This is a genomic window from Streptomyces sp. NBC_01460 (assembly GCF_036227405.1).
Taxonomy (GTDB): domain Bacteria; phylum Actinomycetota; class Actinomycetes; order Streptomycetales; family Streptomycetaceae; genus Streptomyces.
On sequence record NZ_CP109473.1, the window covers coordinates 5,757,196 to 5,779,132 of the forward strand.

Annotated in this window: 14 protein-coding genes; 10 read left to right on the forward strand and 4 right to left on the reverse strand. The window is 72.2% G+C overall.

What is annotated here, in order from left to right:
- The first annotated feature begins 444 nt into the window (after positions 1–444).
- Complete coding sequence (gene glgP / locus OG488_RS26150) at positions 445–3,117, forward strand: alpha-glucan family phosphorylase (protein WP_329233003.1); 2,673 nt, start codon at positions 445–447, stop codon at positions 3,115–3,117.
- A 191-nt stretch (positions 3,118–3,308) separates the two neighbouring features.
- Entirely contained in the window at positions 3,309–5,120 is a 1,812-nt protein-coding gene (locus OG488_RS26155) for a SpoIIE family protein phosphatase (RefSeq protein ID WP_443074245.1), read from the forward strand.
- Between the two features lie 100 nt (positions 5,121–5,220).
- On the opposite strand, the gene OG488_RS26160 is transcribed toward OG488_RS26155, so the two are convergent.
- The 3 genes from OG488_RS26160 to OG488_RS26170 all read right to left on the reverse strand — a co-directional run bounded on the left by OG488_RS26160 (position 5,221) and on the right by OG488_RS26170 (position 11,346).
- Positions 5,221–7,257, reverse strand: coding sequence for a M4 family metallopeptidase (locus OG488_RS26160; protein WP_329233006.1), 2,037 nt, complete (start codon positions 7,255–7,257; stop codon positions 5,221–5,223).
- 418 nt (positions 7,258–7,675) lie between these two features.
- Positions 7,676–9,547 carry an ABC transporter ATP-binding protein gene (locus tag OG488_RS26165; protein ID WP_329233007.1) on the reverse strand — a complete coding sequence of 624 codons (1,872 nt, stop codon included), beginning with the start codon at positions 9,545–9,547 and terminating at the stop codon, positions 7,676–7,678.
- Positions 9,544–11,346 carry an ABC transporter ATP-binding protein gene (locus tag OG488_RS26170; protein ID WP_329233008.1) on the reverse strand — a complete coding sequence of 601 codons (1,803 nt, stop codon included), beginning with the start codon at positions 11,344–11,346 and terminating at the stop codon, positions 9,544–9,546. The genes OG488_RS26165 and OG488_RS26170 overlap by 4 nt, the downstream gene beginning before the upstream one ends.
- 153 nt (positions 11,347–11,499) lie before the next feature.
- Between OG488_RS26170 and OG488_RS26175 the strand changes: the two genes are divergently transcribed.
- From OG488_RS26175 to OG488_RS26190, 4 genes are read left to right on the forward strand one after another with little or no spacing between them, the layout of a single operon-like run.
- Positions 11,500–12,408: an ABC transporter ATP-binding protein gene (locus OG488_RS26175; protein ID WP_329233010.1), complete on the forward strand. Its 909-nt coding sequence runs from the start codon at positions 11,500–11,502 to the stop codon at positions 12,406–12,408.
- 2 nt (positions 12,409–12,410) lie between these two features.
- The gene (locus tag OG488_RS26180) at positions 12,411–13,181 is read left to right on the forward strand and encodes an ABC transporter permease (RefSeq protein ID WP_329233012.1); all 771 of its coding nucleotides are present in this window, start codon (positions 12,411–12,413) and stop codon (positions 13,179–13,181) included.
- Positions 13,182–13,238: 57 nt separating this feature from the next.
- Entirely contained in the window at positions 13,239–14,492 is a 1,254-nt protein-coding gene (locus OG488_RS26185; protein ID WP_329233014.1) for a sensor histidine kinase, read from the forward strand.
- Between the two features lie 21 nt (positions 14,493–14,513).
- The gene (locus OG488_RS26190) at positions 14,514–15,170 is read left to right on the forward strand and encodes a response regulator transcription factor (protein ID WP_329233016.1); all 657 of its coding nucleotides are present in this window, start codon (positions 14,514–14,516) and stop codon (positions 15,168–15,170) included.
- Positions 15,171–15,179: 9 nt separating this feature from the next.
- On the opposite strand, the gene glgX is transcribed toward OG488_RS26190, so the two are convergent.
- Positions 15,180–17,300 carry a glycogen debranching protein GlgX gene (gene glgX / locus OG488_RS26195; RefSeq protein WP_329239011.1) on the reverse strand — a complete coding sequence of 707 codons (2,121 nt, stop codon included), beginning with the start codon at positions 17,298–17,300 and terminating at the stop codon, positions 15,180–15,182.
- A gap of 269 nt (positions 17,301–17,569) precedes the next feature.
- Here glgX and OG488_RS26200 point away from each other — a divergent pair, with 269 nt between their 5' ends.
- The 4 genes from OG488_RS26200 (at position 17,570) to OG488_RS26215 (ending at position 21,882) form a co-directional block, all read left to right on the forward strand.
- The gene (locus OG488_RS26200; RefSeq protein ID WP_329233018.1) at positions 17,570–18,790 is read left to right on the forward strand and encodes a L,D-transpeptidase; all 1,221 of its coding nucleotides are present in this window, start codon (positions 17,570–17,572) and stop codon (positions 18,788–18,790) included.
- A 226-nt stretch (positions 18,791–19,016) separates the two neighbouring features.
- Positions 19,017–20,267: a L,D-transpeptidase gene (locus OG488_RS26205; protein ID WP_329233020.1), complete on the forward strand. Its 1,251-nt coding sequence runs from the start codon at positions 19,017–19,019 to the stop codon at positions 20,265–20,267.
- Between the two features lie 80 nt (positions 20,268–20,347).
- Positions 20,348–21,115 carry an enoyl-CoA hydratase/isomerase family protein gene (locus tag OG488_RS26210; RefSeq protein WP_329233022.1) on the forward strand — a complete coding sequence of 256 codons (768 nt, stop codon included), beginning with the start codon at positions 20,348–20,350 and terminating at the stop codon, positions 21,113–21,115.
- 251 nt (positions 21,116–21,366) lie between these two features.
- Positions 21,367–21,882 carry an ATP-binding protein gene (locus tag OG488_RS26215; protein WP_329233024.1) on the forward strand — a complete coding sequence of 172 codons (516 nt, stop codon included), beginning with the start codon at positions 21,367–21,369 and terminating at the stop codon, positions 21,880–21,882.
- The last annotated feature ends 55 nt before the right edge of the window (positions 21,883–21,937 follow it).

Consider the following 21,937-nt stretch of genomic DNA (forward strand, 5'->3'; position numbering starts at 1 on the left):
GCCAACCCGGCGGCGTGTTAACTCCTGGGTGCATCTGGCGCACGCGCTGTGGGCCGCGCGCCGGTCCCCCGGCCGTCACGCGGGCACCTCCGCAGCCTTCCCTGTGGTGCGGGGTGCCACAAGTCCGCGTGAGGAGGGGAAATCAGCCATATCGCCCGTGACAGAAGGGTGCGTAACTGGCGCATCTGGCCCATGGGGCGGGAGGGACCGCAGGTGTCGGCGTGAAGCCCGTGACAGGAGTGGCGCAGGAGCCTGCGGAGGGAGGGCGCGCACGGTGCTGTGCCAGGGGCGGGGGCGTCCGGACCGCGCGGCGGGGAACCCACTGAGCCGGGCGCGCGCCGTGGTCGCGTACGGCGGCACACCGCTACCGTCGAGGGTGACGGAGAGGGCGCCCACCGTCGTGCGTCCCCTCGGATCCGTACGTCCCCTGTAAAGGTGGGATACGTGAAGGCCATTCGTCGATTCACCGTGCGTCCCGTCCTCCCCGAACCCCTGCGACCGCTCAGCGACCTCGCCCGCAACCTGCGCTGGTCCTGGCACAACGAGACCCAACAGCTCTTCCAGGCGGCCGACCCGGAGGGCTGGCGGCCCGCGGACGCCGATCCCGTGCGTCTGCTCGGTGCCGTCTCCGCCGCGCGCCTCGGCGAGCTCGCCGGGGACCAGCACTTCCTGCGCCGGCTCACCGAGGTGTCCGAGGACCTCCGGGAGTACCTCGACGGACCGAGGTGGTATCAGGACCAGCTCTCCCAGGGCGCGGAGCTCCCCGCGGCCATCGCCTACTTCTCCCCCGAGTTCGGGGTCACCGCCGCCCTGCCCCAGTACTCGGGCGGCCTCGGCATCCTGGCCGGCGACCACCTGAAGGCCGCCAGTGACCTGGGCGTGCCCCTCATCGGGGTCGGCCTGCTCTACCGGCACGGCTACTTCCGCCAGAGCCTCTCCCGGGACGGCTGGCAGCAGGAGCACTACCCCGTCCTCGACCCCAACGAGCTGCCGCTCACCCTCCTGCGGGAGGCCGACGGCACCCCCAGCAGGGTGGTGCTCGCCCTGCCCGGCGGCCGCTCGCTGTACGCCTCGGTCTGGCAGGCCCAGGTCGGGCGTGTCCCCCTGCTCCTCCTCGACTCCGACGTCGAGGAGAACGCGCCGGGGGAGCGCGACGTCACCGACCGGCTCTACGGCGGCGGCAGCGACCACCGGCTGCTCCAGGAGATGCTGCTCGGCATCGGCGGGGTGCGCGCGGTGCGCACCTACTGCCGGCTGACCGGGCACGCCGCCCCCGAGGTGTTCCACACCAACGAGGGCCACGCCGGATTCCTCGGCCTGGAGCGCATCCGGGAACTCTCCGAGACGGGCCTGGACTTCGACGCCGCCCTGGAGGTCGTGCGGGCCGGCGCGGTCTTCACCACCCACACCCCCGTGCCCGCCGGGATAGACCGCTTCGAACGCCAGCTCGTGGCCCGTCACTTCGGGGACGACGGCGAGCTGCCCGGGGTCGGGGTGGAGCGGATCCTGCGCCTGGGCATGGAGACCTACCCCGGCGGTGAGCCCGACCTCTTCAACATGGCGGTGATGGGGCTGCGGCTCGCCCAGCGGGCCAACGGGGTCTCCACCCTGCACGGTGCCGTCAGCCGGGAGATGTTCTCCGGGCTGTGGCCGGGATTCGACCCCTCCGAGGTGCCGATCACCTCGGTGACCAACGGGGTGCACGCCCCGACCTGGGTCGCACCCGAGGTTCTCCGGCTCGGAGCCGGCACCTTCGGCTCCGAGCGCGCGGAGAACGCCCTCGCCGGAGCCGACGTCGGCACGGAGACCGGCGCCGGGACGGCGGGCACGCCCAGACGGTGGGACGCCGTGGCCCGCGTCCCCGACCGGGACATCTGGGAGCTCCGCCGGGGTCTGCGCGAACAGCTCGTCACCGAGGTGCGCAAGCGGCTCTACGCCTCCTGGCGCAGGCGCGGCGCGGGCACCGCCGAACTGGGCTGGATCGACGACGTACTCGACCCGGACGTGCTGACGGTCGGCTTCGCCCGCCGGGTGCCCTCGTACAAGCGGCTGACGCTCATGCTGCACGACCGGGACCGGCTGCGGGAGCTGCTGCTCCATCCGACGCGTCCGATCCAGATCGTCGTCGCCGGCAAGGCCCACCCCGCCGACGACGGCGGCAAACGGCTGGTCCAGGAGCTGGTGAGGTTCGCGGACGACCCGCGCGTGCGCCACCGCATCGTCTTCCTGCCGGACTACGGCATGGGGATGGCGCAGAAGCTCTATCCGGGCTGCGACGTCTGGCTCAACAACCCGCTGCGCCCGCTGGAGGCCTGCGGCACCAGCGGGATGAAGGCCGCGCTCAACGGCTGCCTCAACCTCTCCGTGCGGGACGGCTGGTGGGACGAGTGGTTCGAGCCCGACTTCGGCTGGGCGATCCCCACCGCCGACGGCTCCGCCACCGACGAGGAGCGGCGCGACGAACTGGAGGCCAACGCCCTCTACGCGCTGCTGGAGGACCGGGTCGCCCCCCGCTTCTACGACCGTGACGCGGAGGACCTGCCCCAGCGGTGGATCGAGATGGTCCGCCGCACCCTGGTCACCCTGGGGCCCAAGGTCCTCGCGGGCCGCATGGTGCGGGAGTACGTGGAACGGCTCTACGCGCCCGCGGCGCTGTCCCGCCGGGCGCTGGAGCCCGCGGCCGCCCGCGCGCTCGCCTCCTGGAAGACCAGGATCCGGGCCGCCTGGCCGCAGGTGGCCGTCGACCACGTGGAGGCCACGGCCGACTCGGTCGTCGGCGGTTCCGCCGAGCTGGGGTCCACCCTGGCGCTCCGGGTCCGGATCGCCCTGGGCGGCCTGGACCCGGAGGACGTGGAGGTGCAGGTCGTCGCCGGGCGGGTCGACTCCGGGGACGCGATCGCGGAGGCCCAGACGTTTCCGCTCAAGCCGGCGGGCGGTCACGACCTGGAGGGCCGCTGGCTGTACGAGGGCCCGCTCGCCCTCGACCGCACCGGCCCTTACGGCTACACGGTGCGCGTCCTGCCCGCGCACCCGCTGCTCGCCTCGGGCGCGGAACTGGGCCTGGTCGCGGTGCCGAACGCGTCCACGGGCGACGGCGGCGGGGTGCTGCTGCGCTGACACCCCCGGTTCCCACGGTGGGCCCGGCGCGTCCTGCGCGCCGGGCCCGTCCCTGTGCTCACGCGGCCACCGGTCGACCGGCGGGGGTGCTTTCGCCGTGATCTCGCTACCATGACACCCCTGCCCGTGTGGCCTCGCGGCCACCGACGTGACAGCGAGGCGTCCTGCGGACGCGAGTGGAGGTCAGCACGGTGAACGGCGGCGGAGGCCGAGCGAGACGCCTGACCCGTCGGCTGGCCGCGCAGAAGGGGACGTCCCGGCACCTGCACCCCCGGAGTCCGGAACCCGACGTGTCACCCCGGGTCGACCGCTTCACCACCGCCGCCCGGATGCGCTGGCTCAACGCGGCGGGCACCCGGATCGGCACGACCCTCGACCTCGAGCGGACCGCCGAGGAACTGGCCGCGTTCAGCGTCCCCCGGCTGGCCGACGCCGCCGCCGTCGACCTGCTGGAGTCCGTGCTGCGCGGCGAGGAGGGCGAGCGCGTCACCGGAGCCGCGGTGCCCGTCACCCGCGCCATGGCGGTCCGGGCCGTCGACGCGCTGCAGGAGCTCGAACCCTCCCCGGTGGGCGAGGTGGTGGACCGGCGGGAGCGCCGCGAGACCCTGCTGACCACCGAATGCCTGCGCAACGGCCGGCCCGTGCTGGTCAGCCGGATGACACCGCAGGACTTCGCGCTCGTCGCGCCGACGGACAGCGCGGAGGCGGCGATGCGCCGCCAGGGCGTCCACAGCTACCTGGCCGTGCCGCTGGTCGCCCGCGGCGTCCTGCTGGGCTCCGCCGACTTCGTACGCGCCGGAGACCGTCCGCCCTTCAACCGGGCCGATCTGGAGCTGGCGACCCAACTCGCTTCCATGGCAGCCGTGTTCATGGACAACGCACGGCTCTACGGGCGTGAGCGCCAGCACGTCCTCTCGCTCCAGCGCTCCCTCCTCCCGCGCGCCACCCCGCACACCCCCGGCCTGCGGGTGCACGCCCACTACGCGCCCGCCGTCGACGCGCACGGGGTGGGCGGCGACTGGTACGACGTGGTGGCGCTCCCCAGCGGACGCACGGCGCTGGTCGTCGGCGACGTCACCGGTCACGGCCTTCCCGCCGCCGCCACGATGGGCCGGCTGCGGACCGTCGCCCGTACGCTCATGATGCTGGACATCGCCCCCGACCGGTTGCTCGCCCGGCTCGACCTGGCCACCCGCGACCTGGAGGACGACCAGGTCGCCACGTGCCTGTGCGCCGTCTACGACCCCGCGGACTCGAGCTACACGCTCGCGAGCGCGGGCCATCCGCCGCCCCTGCTGGTGGACGCGGGCGGCACCGCCCGCTACCTCGACGTGCCGGTCGGAGCGCCGCTGGGCGCGGGGGTCATCCCCTACGACCCGCTGCGGGTGCGCGGCCCGGTGGGCGGCCGGCTGGTCTTCTACACCGACGGCCTGATCAAGACGCGCACCGACGACGTGGACGTCCAACTGGAGGGGCTGCGCTCGTCGGTGGCCGCGATGGCGCCCGAGCGGCTCGACGCCGGGGGTCCCCTCACCTCGCCGCGGCACGACGACGGTCGCTTCGACGAGGCGGTGCTGCTGGTCGCCGGGGGCCACGAGCTCACCGACGGGGTCCGGCTGCGGGAGTGGGACCTGCCCACGGAGGGCAACCCGGCCTCCACCGCCCGCAAGCTGGTCACCGAACAGCTCTCGCGGTGGGGCCTCGCCGAGCTCGCGGACGTGACGGAGCTGGTGGTCAGCGAACTGGTGGGCAACGCCCTGCGGTACGGCGGCGGCCCCGGCAGGCTGCGGCTGCTGTGCGACGAGCGGCTCCAGGTGGAGCTGGCGGACACCGGGCCGGACCTGCCGCAGATCCAGCACGCCGACGTCAGCGACGAGGGCGGCCGGGGGCTCCAGCTCATCAACCTGCTGTGCCGCAGGTGGGGTTCGTGCCGCACGGCGACCGGAAAGATCGTCTGGGCGGAGCAGAACATCCCCGGGCGGGGCCCGGACTCCGCGCGCTGACACACGCGGGACGGCCCCGGGGAGCGTGCTCCCCGGGGCCGTCCTGTGCGTTCGGGTGTCCGTTCCGGGGCCGCCGGACCTCAGCGTCCCCGGGCGGTGCTCAGAAGGTGAGCTTGACGCTGTTGAAGGTGCCGGTGTCGCCCGAGTAGGCGTCCTGGACCTTGAGGTTCCACGTGCCGTTGGCCACCTCGGAGGAGGCGTTGACCGTGTAGGTCGCCACCACGTTGTCCGCGGAGTCGCTCGACGAGGAGTTCTTCAGGCGGTACGCCGTCCCGTCCGGGGCGACCAGGTCGAGGACGAGGTCACCGCGGTAGGTGTGGGTGATGTTGACCGCCACGGACAGCGTGCTGGGCGCGTTGCCGGTGACGCCGCTGACGACGACCGGGAAGTTGGTGGTGCTCAGGTCGGCGATCGCCTTGACGGTCGTGTTCTGGAAGACCTTGCCGCCCGGGTCGGTGCCGCCGGGACGGGAGCCGACGGCGATGGCGGCCCAGGCGTTGGCCACGCCGGCGTACTCGGCGCTCGTGGCGCCGTACAGCTCACTCGCCACGGCGAGGGTGCCGGTGCGGGCCGCCGCGTAGTTCGTGGTGGTGGTGAACTTCGTGGTGAGCGCCTTGAACCAGATCTGCAGCGCCTTGTCCCGGCCGATGCCGGTCACCGGGAGGCCGTCGGAGGTCGGGGAGTTGTACGACACCCCGTTGACGGTCTTGGCGCCACTGCCCTCGGAGAGCAGGTAGAAGAAGTGGTTCGCCGGGCCCGAGGAGTAGTGGACGTCGATCGAGCCGAGGCCGGAGTACCAGGCGTCCTTGGACGCCCCGTCCTTGCTCGGCTTGTCCATGTAACGCAGCGGGGTGCCGTCGCCGTTGATGTCGATCTTCTCGCCGACGAGGTAGTCGCCCGGGTCCGTGGCGGTGTTGGAGTAGAACTCCACACCCGCCGCGAAGATGTCCGAGGTGGCCTCGTTGAGGCCGCCGGACTCACCGCTGTAGTTGAGACCGGCGGTGTTGGAGGTGACGCCGTGCGTCATCTCGTGGGCCGCCACGTCCAGCGAGGTCAGGGGCGCGAGGTTGCCGCTGCCGTCGCCGTAGGTCATGCAGAAGCAGCTGTCGGACCAGAAGGCGTTGACGTAGCTGTTGCCGTAGTGGACGCGGGAATACGCGCCGACGCCGTTGCCCTTGATGCCGGTGCGGCCCATGACGTTCTTGTAGAAGTCCCAGGTCTCCGCGGCCCCGTAGTGCGCGTCGGCGGCGGCCGTCTCGGTGTTCGACGCGCTGCCGTTGCCCCAGATGTCGTCCGCGCCGGAGAAGAGCGTCCCGGTGCCCGAGGTGCCGCGGTTCAGGTTGTACGTCTTGTGGCTGCCTCGCGCGGCGTCGGTCAGGTTGTACGAACCCGAGGAGCCCGAGGTGCCCAGCGTGACCTGGCCGCTGTACTGGGTGTTGCCGGTGCCGGTCTCGATGGCCTGCCACTCGTACAGCTTGGCGCCCGAGGAGGCGTCCGTGATGACGTGCAGCTCGTTCGGGGTGCCGTCGTGCTGGAGGCCGCCGACCACGGTCTCGTACGCGAGCTGCGGGGTGCCGCTCGCCGCCCAGACGACCTTGCGCGGGGCCTTGCTCGCCTCGGTGCTCTTCGAGCCGTCCGCCCGGGCCGCGGTGAGCGCCTGCTTCTCGGCGGTGGCCGGCGCGACGTCGGCGGTGGTGCCGACCGCCTTCAGCTGCGCGCCGGTCGCCTTGGACGCCTTGCTGACGCCCTCGGTCTTCCCGGCCTTCTCCGCGACGACCAGGTCGCCGCCGAGGACGGGGAGGCCGTCGAGGGTGCGCTCGTAGCGGGTGTGGGTGGTGCCGTCGACATCCTTGACGACGTCGCGGACCACGAGCTTCTCCGTGGCGCCGAGCCCCAGCTCCTCGGCGGTGGCCGCCTTGGTGGCGTTGGCCTCCTGGAGCAGTTCGGCCCGCTGGGCGGGGGAGAGCTTCGCGGGGAGCGCGCCGGGGTCGGCGCCCTTCACCGCGGCGGCGGGGGCCGCGGACGCGCCTTCGGGGGCGGCCGTTGCGGCACCGCCCTGCATTCCGACGGCGAGGAGAGCTGCTGCGGCTATCAGAGCGCCGGTCGCGGTGGCACGACGGCTGGGCGTGGGTCTCACGCGGACTCCTTCTGCGAGGGGGGCTTACGGACCACTGGGTGAGCGGACCGGGCAGAGCAGGCGGTGCGTGGAACGGGGGAAGAGTGCCAGCCGGAGCGTGTGCGTGTCAGGACCGCGTCAACACATTGGCCAAAAGTCGTCCGTTGCCGGAAATGCCGTGTTCGTTAAGCGGACGTTTCGCCGTGTGTCATCCGGACGCCACGAGGGCGGTGTCGAGGGGCCGACAGGCCTTGCGTCGCAGGGTGAGTTGAGATTCCGTTCGAATGTGCCGTGTTCGAACTGGCAGACGTGGAGCGGAGGTGGACCACGGGCTGAGACGGCGAGGAACTGTGGCCAGTTTCCGGTCCGCCCCGACGACGAGGGCTCCCCGCGCCCGGCGGGAAGCCCTCGTCGTGGTCGGTCCGGGGTCCGGCCGGGATCAGGCCAGGCTCTCCCGCCAGGCCCTGTGCAGGCCCGCGAAGCGTCCCGTACCGCCGATGAGGCCGGCCGGGGCGCCGTCCTCCACGATCCGGCCGTGCTCCATCACCAGCACCCGGTCCGCGATCTCCACGGTCGACAGGCGGTGCGCGATCACCACCGCGGTACGGCCGTGCAGGACGGTGTCCATCGCCCGCTGCACCGCCCGCTCACCGGGGACGTCCAGCGAGCTGGTGGCCTCGTCGAGGATCAGTACGGCGGGATCGGCCAGCAGGGCCCGTGCGAACGCGACCAGTTGCCGCTGCCCCGCCGAGATGCGGCCGCCCCGCTTGCGGACGTCCGTCCCGTACCCGTCGGGCAGGGCGCTGATGAAGTCGTGCGCCCCGATGGCCTTGGCCGCGTGCTCGATCTCCTCGGGCGTCGCCTCCGGACGGCCGATCGCGATGTTCTCGGCGATCGTCCCGGAGAAGAGGAACGCCTCCTGGGTCACCATCACCACACCCCGCCGCAGCTCGGGCGTGGCGAGGTCGCGCAGATCGGTGCCGTCCAGCAGGACCCGGCCCTCCGTCGGGTCGTAGAAGCGGGCCAGCAGCTTGGCCAGCGTCGACTTGCCCGCGCCCGTCGAGCCGACCACGGCCACGGTCTGGCCGGCCGGGACCGTCAGATCGAAGCGCGGCAGGACCTCGCCCCCCGTGCGGTAGGCGAACCGCACCCCGTCGAAGACGACCTCGCGGCCGGGGTGCTCCCCGGCCAGGACGGGCAGCGTCCTCGGTGTGGCGGGCTCCGGCACGGCGGGCGTCTGCGCGAGCAGGCCCGCGATCTTCTCCAGCGAAGCGGCCGCCGACTGGTAGGAGTTGAGGAACATCGCCAGCCGGTCGATCGGGTCGTAGAGCCGGCGCAGGTACAGCACCGCCGCGGCCAGCACGCCGAGCGCCAGCGTCCCCGACGCCACCCGGTGGGCACCCCACAGCACCATCGCGGCGACCGCCGTGTTGGCGACGAGCCGGGAGCCGACGACGTAACGGGCCATCTCCAGCAGCGCGTCGCCGTTCCTCCGCTCGTGGCGGCGGTTGGACACCGCGAAGTCCTCGTCGTTGGCGCGCTCCCTGCGGAAGGCCTGCACCGGACGGATCCCGTTCATCGTCTCGGCGAACTTCACGATCACCGCGGCCATCGCCGAGGAGCGTGCCGAGTAGGCGTCGGCGGCCCTCCGGCGGTAACTCCGCACCAGCAGGTACAGGGGGGCGAAGGAGGCCACCGCGATGGCGCCGATACCGAGGTCGAGCCAGAGCAGCATCAGGGAGATCGCCACGAACGACAGGACCACCCCGATGAGCTCCTGCAGCCCTTCGCTGAGCAGTTCCCGCAGGGATTCCACGTCCGTGGTCGAGCGGGAGATCAGCCGGCCCGAGGTGTAGCGCTCGTGGAAGTCCACGCTCAGCGACTGCGCGTGACGGAAGATCCGGCCGCGCAGGTCGAGCAGCACGTCCTGGTTGATCCGCGCGGCCGCCCGGATGAAGGCGTACTGGAGCAGCCCCGCGCCGGCCGCGCACACCGCGTACCCGATGCCCACGGCCACCAGCGGCCCGTAGTCGTGGGCGCGGAACGCGGGTACACCGCTGTCGATGGCGTACGCCACCAGCAGCGGGCCGGCCTGCACGGCGGCCTGCTGGACGAGCAGCAGGAGCGACGCCACCACCACCCTGGCCCGCAGCGGTGCCAGCAGGGAGGCGAGCAGGGACCGGGTGGCACCGGGAGGAGTGGGCAGGGCGTCGGCGTCGAACGGGTCCTCGCCCTCCGCGCCCCGTCCGGGGCCCTTCCCGGGCAGGTCCTCGTCGGCGAGGGCCGGTCCGTCGGCGGTCGTGCTGGTCATCGGGTGCTGCCCTCCTCGGGAACGAGGACGTGTCCGTCCCCGGCGCCCGACATCAGCCAGGCGTACTCGGCGTTGGTGCGCAGGAGTTCCTGATGGGTCCCCACGGCGCTGATCCGGCCCTCGGACAGCAGGGCCACCCGGTCGGCCAGCATCACGGTGGACGGCCGGTGGGCGACGACCACCGCGGTCGTCTCCTCCAGTACGCGCCGCAGCGCCGCCTCCACCAGCGTCTCCGTATGCACGTCCAGGGCGGAGAGCGGGTCGTCGAGGACCAGGAAGCGCGGTGTGCCGACGACGGCGCGGGCCAGGGCGAGGCGCTGCCGCTGGCCCCCGGAGAGGCTCAGGCCCTGCTCGCCGACCTGCGTGTCGACGCCCTGCGGGAGGTCGTGCACGAAGTCGGCCTGGGCGACCGACAGCGCCCGGTGCAGCTCCTGCGCGCTCGCGCCCTCCGCGCCCATCAGCACGTTCTCCCCGACGGTCGCCGAGAAGAGGGTCGGTTCCTCGAAGGCCACCGACACCAGCTCGCGCAGCCGGGACCGCTCCATGCCGGCGATGTCCTCACCGTCCAGCAGGATCCGGCCTCCGGTGACCTCGTGCAGCCGGGGGACGAGCGCCGTCAGCGTCGTCTTCCCGGACCCCGTGGCCCCCACCAGGGCCATCGTCTCCCCGGGGCGGATCCGCAGGTCGATCCGGGCCAGGACGGGCGGTGAGCCCGGCTCGGCGTCGGGGTAGCGGAATTCGACCCCGTCGAAGACGATGCCCGCTCCCGCCTCCCCGGCCCCGGCGCCCGGCCCCTCGGGCTCCTGCTCCTCCGCGGCGTCCATGACCTCGAAGTAGCGGTCGGCGGCCGTCGCCGACTCCTGGCTCATCGCGAGCAGGAAGCCGATCGAGTCGACGGGCCAGCGCAGGGCCAGGGCCGTCGAGAGGAACGCGACGAGTGTCCCCGCCGACAGACCGCCGTCCGCGACCTCGATCGTGCCGAGCACCAGCGCGGCGCCGATCGCCAGTTCGGGGATGGCGGTGACGAGCGCCCAGATGCCCGCGAGCAGACGGGCCTTGCCCAGCTCCGTCGTACGCAGCCGCCGGGCGAGCGAGCGGAAGGCCAGCGCCTGGCTGCGGTTGCGGCCGAACCCCTTGACGATGCGGATGCCCAGCACGCTCTCCTCGACGACCGTCGTCAGATCGCCGACCTGGTCCTGGGCCCTGCGCGCCACCAGCGCGTACTTCGTCTCGAAGAGCGAGCACAGGATCATCAGGGGGACCGCGGGAGCGAGCAGCACCAGCCCCAGGGACCACTCCTGGGCGAAGAGGATGACGAAACCGACCAGGATCGTCGTGCTGTTGACCAGGAGGAACGTCAGCGGGAAGGCCAGGAACATCCTCATCAGCATCAGATCCGTGGTCCCGCGCGAGAGCAGCTGCCCCGACGGCCAGCGGTCGTGGAACGCCACGGGCAGCCGCTGCAGATGGCGGTAGAGGTCGGCGCGCATCGACGCCTCCACACCGGCCAGCGGCCGGGCCACGAGCCACCGCCGGAGCCCGAACAGCCCCGCCTCGACGATCCCCAGCAGCAGCAGGTAGAGCGCCCCCAGCCATACCCCGCCCGGATCGCGGTCCGCGACGGGGCCGTCCACCATCCACTTCAGGACCAGCGGGATCACCAGGGTGAGACAGGAGGCGAGCACCGCCACGAGGGCGGCACCGATCCAGCGCGCACGCACCGGTCTGACGTAGGGCCACAGTCGCAGGAGTGAGCGCACGGCGGACCGTTCCGTGGGCTCTGCAGGCTTTTCGGGCATCAGGACCGAGCTTATGGTTCACCACTGACATCGCTCACGTGATTTTCCGGTCACCCGCCGGTGGTCGGAGCAGCCGGTCAACCGATCGGCTGATGCGCTTCCGAGCGTGACGGCGGATACCGGCGCCGCCCGTCCGCCGGAATCCTTGCGGGCATGGCAATCATCGAAGTGCACGGGGTCCACAAGGCCTACGGCGGCCGCCCCGCGGTCGACGGGGTCGGTTTCTCCGTCGAGGAGGGGGAGATCTTCGGGATCCTCGGACCCAACGGAGCCGGCAAGACCACCACCGTCGAATGCGTCGAGGGGCTGCGGGTCCCGGACTCGGGCACCGTCCGGGTCGCCGGGCTCGATCCCGCCACCGAACGCCACGCGGTCACCCAGCTGCTGGGGGCGCAGCTCCAGGAGAGCGAGCTCCAGCCCAAGCTGACCGTCGGTGAGGCCCTGGAGCTCTACAGCGCCTTCTATCCGCGTCCCGCGGACCGGAACGCGCTCGCCGAACGGCTCGGGCTCACCGAGCACCTCGGCCGCCGCTTCGGCAAGCTGTCCGGCGGCCAGAAGCAGCGGCTCTTCATCGCGCTCGCGCTCATCGGCAACCCGAGGGTGGTCGTGCTGGACGAGCTCACCACCGGCCTCGACCCCCGCGCGCGCAGGGACACCTGGCGCCTCATCGAGGAGATCCGGGACAGCGGGGTGACCGTCCTGCTGGTCACCCACTTCATGGAGGAGGCCCAGCGGCTCTGCGACCGGGTCGCGGTGATCGACAAGGGCCGGGTCGTCGCGCTCGACACCCCGGGCGGGCTGATCGGCGGAGCGGCGGGATCGACCGCCATCTCCTTCATCCCCTCGGAGCCGATCGCGTACACCGAACTCGACGCGCTGCCCGGCACCGTCTCCGTCGACATGACCGACCCCGGCGGCCAGGTGGTGATCCACGGCACGGACGACACCGCCAACGCCGTGATCACGCTCCTCGCCCGCCACCGCATCACGGCCCGCCGGCTGCGCGTCGCGGAGGCGGGCCTGGACGACGTATTCCTCGACCTCACGGAACAGGCCTCCTGACCATGACCGCCATGAACACGACCGCGCCCCGCCCCGCCCCGCTCGCCGCCGTCCTCAGGACGGAGACCCGGCTCTTCCTGCGTGAACCCGGCAGCCTGTTCTGGATCCTCGTCTTCCCGGCCGTCCTGATGACGATCCTGGGCCTGATCCCCTCCTTCAGGAAGGCCGACGAGGCCCTCGGCGGCCGCAGCGTCATCGACCTGTACGTACCGGTGGCCGTCCTGCTGGCCATGATCATGGCCGGGCTCCAGGCCATGCCGCCGGTCCTCACCGGATACCGGGAACGCGGCATCCTGCGCCGGATGTCGGCCACGCCGGTGCGTCCCTCGGCCCTGCTCGCCGCCCAGATCGTGCTGCACGGCGCGGCGTCCCTGGGCTCCGCGGCCCTCGTCCTGGCCGTCGGACGCGTCGCGTTCGGTGTACGGCTGCCGGGGCAGGTGTTCGGCTACCTGCTGGCCCTCCTCCTCGCCGTCGCCTGCGTCCTCGCCCTCGGCGCGACCATCTGCGCGCTGTCCCGGACGTCCAGGATCGCGACGGCGGTCGGATCGGTGGCCTACCTCCTGATGATGTTCACCGCCGGGGTCTGGGTGCCCGTCCAGACCATGCCGGACCTGCTGCGCGGCATCGTCGAGCTCACTCCGTTCGGCGCCGCCTCCCAGGCCCTCGACCAGGCGGCCTCGGGCGACTGGCCGGGCCTCGCGCACCTCGGCGTCATGGTGGTGTGGACCGCGGCCCTGGGCACCGCCTCGACCCGGCTCTTCCGCTGGGAGTGACCGCGGCACCGTGTACGGGGGAGACTGGGCCGGGGGCGGGACCGGGGGAGGGGTGTCATGGGCGGCGTCAGGACGGTCGAGCAGCGCTGGGAGCAGTTCCACCGGCACGGTCCGAACGCACTGCTCGGCATCGGCGCCCTGATGGCCGCGCTCTCCGCGGACCTCATCGGGATGTCCGGAGCCGACCGGTACACCACGGCCGGCCTCCTCGTGGCGGCCTCCGCGCTCCAGCTGTGGTGGGGCCGGGCCAGGTCCCGGGCCCCCGCGCGAGGGACCGCCGCCCGGAGCTACTACGTGCTGCGGACCCTGATCGCGTTCGCGCTCTGCTGGTACAACCCGTTCTTCTCCGTCTTCGCCATATCCGGCTACTTCGACATCGTCGAACTGGTGCCCGGACGCTTCGTGCGCGCCGGTCTGTTCTGCACCGCCGTCACCATGGCCGGCAGTCAGTCCGGCAGCGGCATGCCTCCCGCCTCCCTCACCAACTGGGCCGCCTTCGGAGCGCTGTTGGTCCTGCACTTCTCCCTCGCCCTGCTCTTCGGCAACATCAGCGCCCGGGAGACGGAGCGGACCGAGCGTCAGACCGCGACCATCACCGAGCTGGAGCGCGCCAACAACCGTCTGGAGCAAGCACTCTCCGAGAACGCGGCCCTGCACGCCCAGCTCCTGCTCCAGGCACGGGAGGCCGGCGTGGCCGACGAGCGGAGGCGGCTCGCCGCAGAGATCCACGACACCCTCGCGCAGGGCCTCACCGGGATCATCGCCCAGCTCCAGGCCGTCACCTCGACCGAGGACCCCGCCCAGGCCCGTGAGCACCTCGACCGCGCGGCAGGGCTCGCCCGGCACAGCCTCGGCGAGGCCCGCCGCTCCGTGCACGACCTCGTACCGGCCGCGCTGGTCCACGACGACCTGCCCGGAGCGCTGAAGAAGACGGTCACCGGATGGGCGGAGCGCACCGGCGTACGGGCGGACCTCACCGTCACCGGCACCGTCGAGCCGCTCCACGACGAGGTCGGCGCCACCCTGCTCCGCATCGCGGAGGAGGCACTCGCCAACACGGCCCGGCACGCCGGGGCGGCACGGGCCGGCGTGACCCTCTCCTACATGGGCGACGAGGTCACCCTGGACATCCGCGACGACGGCTGCGGCTTCGACCCGGCGGCCCTGCCCCCGCGCAGCGGCACGGGAGGCTTCGGACTCGGCGGGATGCGGGCCCGCGCCGAGCGGATCGCGGGGACGGCCGAGATCGAGACGGAGCCCGGGCAGGGCACGGCCGTCTCCGCCCGGGTGCCGCTGGTGCGGCGTAACTGACGGCCGGTAACCTGGGCCGCCATGACCGGGACCACGGGAAACGCGCGCGTCATCACCCTGCTCGTCGTCGACGACCACCCCGTCGTACGGGACGGTCTGCGCGGGATGTTCGCCTCGGCCCCCGGCTTCGAGGTGCTCGGCGAGGCCGCCGACGGGGTGGCCGCCGTGGAGCTCACGGCCGCTCTGGACCCCGACGTCGTCCTGATGGACCTGCGGATGCCCGGCGGCGGCGGTGTGGCCGCCATCGCCGAACTGGCCCGGCTCGGCGCCCGGTCCAGGGTGCTCGTCCTCACCACGTACGACACCGACTCCGACACCCTGCCCGCCATCGAGGCGGGCGCGACCGGCTACCTGCTCAAGGACGCGCCCCGCGAGGAGCTCTTCACCGCCGTGCGCGCGGCCGCGGAGGGCCGCGCGGTGCTGTCGCCGGCCGTGGCCTCACGCCTCATCTCGCGGGTGCGCACCCCGGCCGCACCCGCGCGCGAACCGCTGTCCGCGCGCGAGCGCGAGGTGCTCCGGCTCGTCGCCCGGGGAACCTCGAACCGGGAGATCGCCGCCGAGCTGTTCATCAGCGAGGCGACCGTGAAGACCCATCTCACCCACGTCTTCGCCAAGCTGGGCGCGAAGGACCGGGCCGCCGCCGTCGCCACCGCCTACGAGCGGGGCATCCTCGGCTGACCCGGTCCGTCACCCCGCCACCCGCAGCAGCAGCACCGACCTCCCCTCCACCGTGAGTTCCGTGCCGCCCCGGTGGAGGGTGCCGGGCGCCGTGGACTGGTCCTCGCGCGAGGTGTCCAGCACCAGCTCGTAGGTCTGGGCCCAGGGAGGGCCGGGGAGCCGGAAGGCGCGGGGCCGGTGGTCCGCGTGGAGGACGGCGAGGAAGCTGTCGTCGGTGATCTGCCCGCCCCGGGCGTCCCGGCCCGGGATGTCGCGCCCGGAGAGGTAGAGCGCGAGCGTGGCCGCCGGCGCGTACCAGTCGCCGTCCGTCATCTCCTCGCCCTGCGGGGTGAACCACGCCAGGTCCCGCAGCCCGTCGGGGGCCTGCGGCGTCCCGGCGAAGAAGGCGCGGCGGCGCAGCACCGGATGGCGGTGGCGCAGGGCGAGCACCCGGGCGGTCAGCTCGGTCAGCTCCCGCCACCGGGGGTCCTCCAGGAGCGACCAGTCCAGCCAGCTGACCTCGTTGTCCTGGCAGTAGGCGTTGTTGTTGCCGCCCTGCGTACGCCCCATCTCGTCACCGGCCACCAGCATCGGCACCCCGGTCGAGAGGAGGAGGGTGGTCAGGAGGTTGCGCAGCTGCCGCCGGCGCAGGGCGTTGACCTCGGCGTCGTCGGTCTCGCCCTCCGCGCCTCCGTTCCAGGAGCGGTTGTCGTTCGTGCCGTCCCGGTTGCCCTCCCCGTTGGCCTCGTTGTGCTTGTGGTCGTAGCTGACCAGGTCGCGCAGGGTGAAACCGTCGTGCGCGGTGACGAAGTTGACCGAGGCGTACGGGCGTCTGCCGCCCCAGGCGTACAGGTCGCTCGATCCCGTCAGCCGGTACCCGATGTCGCGCACGTCCGGGAGCGCGCCGCGCCAGAAGTCGCGTACGGCGTCGCGGTAGCGGTCGTTCCACTCGGTCCACAGCGGCGGGAACGCCCCCACCTGGTAGCCGCCGTTGCCGACGTCCCACGGCTCGGCGATCAGCTTGACCCGGCGCAGGACGGGGTCCTGGGCGATCACCGCGAGGAAGGGGGAGAGCATGTCGACGTCGTGCATCGAGCGGGCGAGCGCGGCCGCCAGGTCGAAGCGGAAGCCGTCCACGCCCATCTCCGTCACCCAGTAGCGGAGCGAGTCCGTGATCAGCCGCAGGACCTGCGGCTGCACCACGTGCAGGGTGTTGCCGCAGCCGGTGTAGTCCGCGTAGCGGCGGGCGTCCGGCTGGAGGCGGTAGTAGCCGCGGTTGTCGATCCCGCGCAGGGACAGCATCGGGCCGAGCTCCCCGGCCTCGGCCGTGTGGTTGTAGACCACGTCCAGGATCACCTCGATCCCGGCGTCGTGCAGGGCGCGCACCATCTGCTTGAACTCGCCGACCTGCTGTCCGGCGGTGCCGTTCGCCGCGTAGCCGGCGTGCGGGGCGAAGTAGCCGATCGAGTTGTAGCCCCAGTAGTTGTGCAGTCCGCGCCGCAGCAGATGGTCCTCGTGCGCGAACTGGTGGACCGGGAGCAGCTCGACCGCCGTGACCCCGAGGCGCCGCAGGTGGCCGATCGCGGCGGGGTGGGCGAGCCCGGCGTAGGTGCCGCGCAGCTCCGGCGGGATGTCCGGGTGGAGCTTGGTGAAGCCGCGCACGTGGAGTTCGTAGATGACCGAGTCGGCCCACGGTGTCTTGGGCCTGCGGTCCTCCGCCCAGTCGTCGTCGTCGTGCACGACGACGGCCTTGGGGACGTACGGCGCGGAGTCGCGGTCGTCACGCACGGTGTCGGCGACGTGCTGCTCGGGCCAGTCCCTCACATGGCCGTACACCTCGGGCGGCAGGGTGAACGAGCCGTCCACCGCTCGGGCGTAGGGGTCGAGGAGCAGCTTCGCGGCGTTCCACCGGGCCCCGGTCCAGGGGTCCCAGCGGCCGTGCACCCGGTAGCCGTAGCGCTGTCCCGGAGGCACGCCGGGGACGAATCCGTGCCAGATCTCATGGGTCAGCTCGGTGAGCGGCAGCCGGGTCTCGGTGCCCCGCTCGTCGAAGAGGCAGAGCTCGACGGCCTCCGCCCCGCCGGCCCAGAGGGCGAAGTTGGTGCCGGCCACGCCGTCCGGTCCGACCCGGTAGCGCGCTCCCAGCGGCATCGGGGCACCCGGCCATACGGGTGGTCTGTCCGGCCCCTCCCCGAGGGCCGGTCCGGTCGCCACCACCCGCCCCGTCGTACGCGGCGTTTCCTCCTGCTCGGCTGTGCTCGACACCTCTCAGCCTCCTGCGGCTCGTAGGAGCGGCCACCCGTAGGGAGGAGTACGCGGCGTCCCGGCCGCGGCCTTCCTGGCGGTGTCCTCCCCTCTGTTCTGCCCACCGGGGGGCCCGCACTCACGTTTCCCCGGAGCGGCGGTGTCGTTGGGGGAGCGTGAACCACGTAGCGAAGAGAGCGCGGGCCGGCTCGGCCGCCGTGCTGACATGGGCAGGACTGTTCACCGTGCTGGCCGTACTGACCGGCTGCACCGGGACCGGGTCGTTCTTCGGGGACGACCGCGCACCCGGGGACGCCATCCGGATCGTCCCCGAGGACGGCGCCGAGAACGTCGGGGCGGGCAGCCGGCTGGAGGTGACCGTCCCCGACGGGCGCCTGGAGCGGGTGAAGGTGGTGCGGACGGAGGACGCGGAGCATCAGGAGGTGCCGGGCCGGATCGCCGGGGACGGCCGTTCCTGGAAGCCCCGGGACGACGGGTACCGGCTCGGGCTGGCCGGAAAGTACAGCGTGGAGGCCGTCGCCGTCGACGGCGACGGCCATCGCTCGGCCCGCAGCACCACGTTCACCACGCTGGTCCCCAAGGACCGCTTCATCGGCTACTTCAAGCCGGAGAACCGCTCCACCGTGGGCACCGGCATGATCGTCTCCTTCGACTTCAACCGGCCCGTCACCCACCGTGCCGCGGTGGAGAAGGCCATCAGGATCACCACGGATCCCGAGGTCGAGGTGGTCGGCCACTGGTTCGGCAAGGACCGCCTGGACTTCCGCCCCGCCGCCTACTGGGAACCGGGCACCGAGGTCACCGTCGACGTGGGCCTGCGCGACGTCGAGGGCGCGGCGGGCGTGTACGGCAGTCAGCGGAAGAAGGTGACCTTCCGGGTGGGACGCTCCCAGACGTCCGTGGTGGACGCGGCGGCGCACACCATGGAGGTGAGCCGCGACGGCGAGGTCGTCAGCAGCGTGCCGATCACGGCGGGCGCGGCGAAGACCACGACGTACAACGGGAAGATGGTGGTCTCCGAGCTGCACGACGTGACCCGCATGGACGGCAGCACCGTCGGCTTCGGCGGTGAGTACGACATCAAGGACGTCCCGCACGCCATCCGGCTGACGAAGTCCGGCACGTTCCTGCACGGCAACTACTGGGAGTCCCCGGACATCTTCGGCTCCGAGAACACCAGCCACGGGTGCATCGGACTCCGCGACGTGAAGGGAGGCGGCTCGGACACACCGGCCGGCTGGTTCTTCGAGCGGACGCTCGTGGGCGACGTCGTCGAGGTGATCAACTCCGCGGACGCCACCGTCGCTCCGGACAACGGCCTCGGCGGCTGGAACGTCGGCTGGGCGCGGTGGAAGGCGGGTTCGGCCCTGCGCTGACCCCGGGTCCGACCTGCGAAGGTCCCGGGTCCGGCCCGCGACGGTCCCGGAGGCGGCGCCTCCGGGACCATCGGACAGTGGTCCGGGACCACTTGGGACGGAACGGTGACATTCCGGGGGAGTTCTCCTCGCGCGCGGTGTGATTATCTTGCGCCGAGCACGCATGTACAGCGTGCGGGAGTGCGGGCCATGGCGGGGCCAGGCCGTGCGAGGGGAGACGACCACATTGAACGGGCAGCCGATATCGGGGGCATGGGCCGGCGCGAGCGGGGAACGGCGCGGGCGCGGAGCCCGCGCACTCCCGGCACTGGCACTGGGCGCGCTGCTGTTGCTGGTGACCGCGTGCGGCGGCAGCGGAGCCGCCGCCGAGAAGGACGGCAAGGGGGCGGGCGCGAAGACCGAGGACACCAGCGCCTCGCAGGCGGTGGTGACCATCGCGCCCAAGGACGGCGCCGACGACGTGGCGACCAGCGGGGCACTGAAGGTCTCGGCGGCCAAGGGCACGCTGAGCACGGTCAAGGTCGCCGACCCCAAAGGCAAGGAGGTCGGGGGCAGGATCGCCAAGGACGGCCTGAGCTGGGTGCCCGACCGCCACCTGGCCGCCGCGACCAAGTACACCGTGCACGCGGTCGCCAAGGACGCGAAGGGCCGCCAGTCGGCCAAGGACACCAGTTTCACCACGCTGGTCCCGCAGAACACCTTCATCGGCCAGTACACGCCCGAGGACGGTTCGACCGTCGGCGTGGGCATGCCGGTGTCGATCCACTTCACCCGCGGCATCACCGACCCGGCAGCCGTCGAGAAGGCGATCGCCGTCACGGCCGAGCCCGCCGTGGAGATCGAACCCCACTGGTTCGGCAACGACCGCCTCGACTTCCGCCCCGAGGACTACTGGGCGGCGGGCACGAAGGTCACCCTGCGCCTCGACCTCGACGGCGTCGAGGGACGGCCCGGGGTCTACGGCAAGCAGGCCAAGACCGTGAAGTTCACCGTCGGCCGCAGCCAGGTCTCCACGGTCGACGCGAGTTCCCACCGGATGAAGGTCGTCCGCGACGGCAAGCAGATCAAGGACATCCCGATCTCCGCGGGTGCCCCGGCCACGACCACGTACAACGGCCAGATGGTCATCAGCGAGAAGCTCAAGGTGACCCGGATGAACGGTGACACCGTCGGCTTCGGCGGCGAGTACGACATCAAGGACGTGCCGCACGCGATGCGCCTGTCGACGTCGGGGACCTTCATCCACGGCAACTACTGGGGCGGGTCGGGCATCTTCGGCACGACCAACACCAGCCACGGCTGCGTCGGTCTGCGGGACGTGCGCGGGGCCTGGGACAGCAAGACCCCGGCCGCCTGGCTCTTCGACAACTCCCTGATCGGCGACGTCGTCATCGTGAAGAACTCCGAGGACAAGGTGATCCAGCCCGACAACGGCCTCAACGGCTGGAACATGGACTGGTCGGAGTGGATCAAGTAGATCCCGCCGTACGGAGGGGCCCGGCGCTGTGACCAACGGCACCGGGTCCCTCCGCGTTAGCGGCGGTTAACCTGCCTCCCATGACCGTAACCCTCGAAGTACGCGACAACGTCGGCACGATCCGGCTGGACCGGCCGCCCATGAACGCTCTGGACGTCGCGGTCCAGGACCGGCTGCGCGAGCTCGCCGAGGAGGCGGGCCGACGCGACGACGTGCGCGCGGTGATCCTCTACGGCGGCGAGAAGGTGTTCGCGGCGGGCGCGGACATCAAGGAGATGCAGGCCATGGACCACCCCGCGATGGTGGTGCGCTCCAGGGCCCTCCAGGAGTCCTTCACCGCGGTGGCGCGCATCCCCAAGCCCGTCGTCGCGGCCGTCACCGGCTACGCGCTGGGCGGCGGCTGCGAGCTGGCGCTCTGCGCCGACTTCAGGATCGCCGCGGACAACGCGAAGCTGGGCCAGCCCGAGATCCTTCTGGGGCTCATCCCCGGCGCCGGCGGCACCCAGCGCCTGGCCAGGCTGGTGGGTCCGTCGCGGGCCAAGGACCTCATCTTCACGGGCCGTCAGGTGAAGGCCGAGGAGGCGCTCGCGATCGGCCTGGTGGACCGCGTGGTCCCCGCCGCGGAGGTGTACGAGCAGGCGCACGCCTGGGCTGCCCGGCTGGCCCGGGGGCCGGCGCTCGCTCTGCGGGCCGCCAAGGAATCCGTGGACGCGGGGCTGGAGACGGACATCGACACGGGCCTGACGGTCGAACGGAACTGGTTCGCCGGTCTGTTCGCCACCGAGGACCGGGAGCGCGGCATGCGCAGCTTCGTGGAGGAGGGCCCGGGCAAGGCCGAATTCCTCTGACCGAGCGTGAGTCGCGCACACGGGAGTGTGCGTTCATCCGTGCGGGCGGACCAGCCGGACCTTAAGAGAACCTTAAGGTCCGGCGCGCTTCCCGCCCGTGCAATTGCTCGGTCCACCTCCGTCGCCGCAGGTGGGTGTGGCCGTACGGGCTCCTGTTCTGCCCCTGGCATATGCCGGAGAACCGGCCCGGAATGACTGGTTCCGGGAGAGGGATTCTGCGGGAACGGTCACGGAGAGCGTTCTGTGCGGCCATGATGGTGGACATGGCGGGCCTGGAGGGTGTGGAACAGCCGCGACCGCGCAGTGGCGCGACAGCGGCGCGCTGGACGACTGCCGTCGAAGACGAACAGGCGTTCAAGGCGCTGGAGTTGTTCGGAAATCCGACGGAGGGCGAAGTCCGGCTGCCCTCCCGTCCGGAGTCCGCGGCGACCGCCCGGCGGATCACCTCGTGCGTGATGCTGCGTCAATGGCAGCTTCCGCCGCAGACCGCCGAATACGGAGTGCTACTGGTCTCCGAGCTCGTGGGCAACGCGGTACGGCACACCGGGGCCCGGATCTTCGGCCTGCGGATGCTGCGGCGCCGCGGGTGGATCCGCGTCGAGGTGCGCGACCCCTCGCGCGGGCTGCCGTGTCTGATGCCCGTCGGTGAGATGGACGTCAGCGGGCGGGGCCTCTTCCTGGTCGACAAGCTCTCCGACCGGTGGGGCGTGGACCTCTTACCCCGGGGCAAGACCACCTGGTTCGAGATGCGCACCACGGACCGATGACACGCAGAAGCCCCCGGTCGGCCGGTGTGGGGCGCGTCGGGGGCTCCTGAGGGGG

Excerpts from the sequence above, each read along its gene's own strand:
- OG488_RS26210 (WP_329233022.1), top strand. The coding sequence starts at position 20,348 with ATGACCGTAACCCTCGAAGTACGCGACAACGTCGGCACGATCCGGCTG.
- OG488_RS26185 (WP_329233014.1), top strand. The coding sequence starts at position 13,239 with ATGGGCGGCGTCAGGACGGTCGAGCAGCGCTGGGAGCAGTTCCACCGG.
- OG488_RS26190 (WP_329233016.1), top strand. The coding sequence starts at position 14,514 with ATGACCGGGACCACGGGAAACGCGCGCGTCATCACCCTGCTCGTCGTC.
- OG488_RS26180 (WP_329233012.1), top strand. The coding sequence starts at position 12,411 with ATGACCGCCATGAACACGACCGCGCCCCGCCCCGCCCCGCTCGCCGCC.
- OG488_RS26175 (WP_329233010.1), top strand. The coding sequence starts at position 11,500 with ATGGCAATCATCGAAGTGCACGGGGTCCACAAGGCCTACGGCGGCCGC.
- OG488_RS26215 (WP_329233024.1), top strand. The coding sequence starts at position 21,367 with ATGATGGTGGACATGGCGGGCCTGGAGGGTGTGGAACAGCCGCGACCG.
- glgX (WP_329239011.1), bottom strand. The coding sequence starts at position 17,300 with ATGCCGCTGGGAGCGCGCTACCGGGTCGGACCGGACGGCGTGGCCGGC.
- OG488_RS26165 (WP_329233007.1), bottom strand. The coding sequence starts at position 9,547 with ATGACCAGCACGACCGCCGACGGACCGGCCCTCGCCGACGAGGACCTG.
- OG488_RS26170 (WP_329233008.1), bottom strand. The coding sequence starts at position 11,346 with ATGCCCGAAAAGCCTGCAGAGCCCACGGAACGGTCCGCCGTGCGCTCA.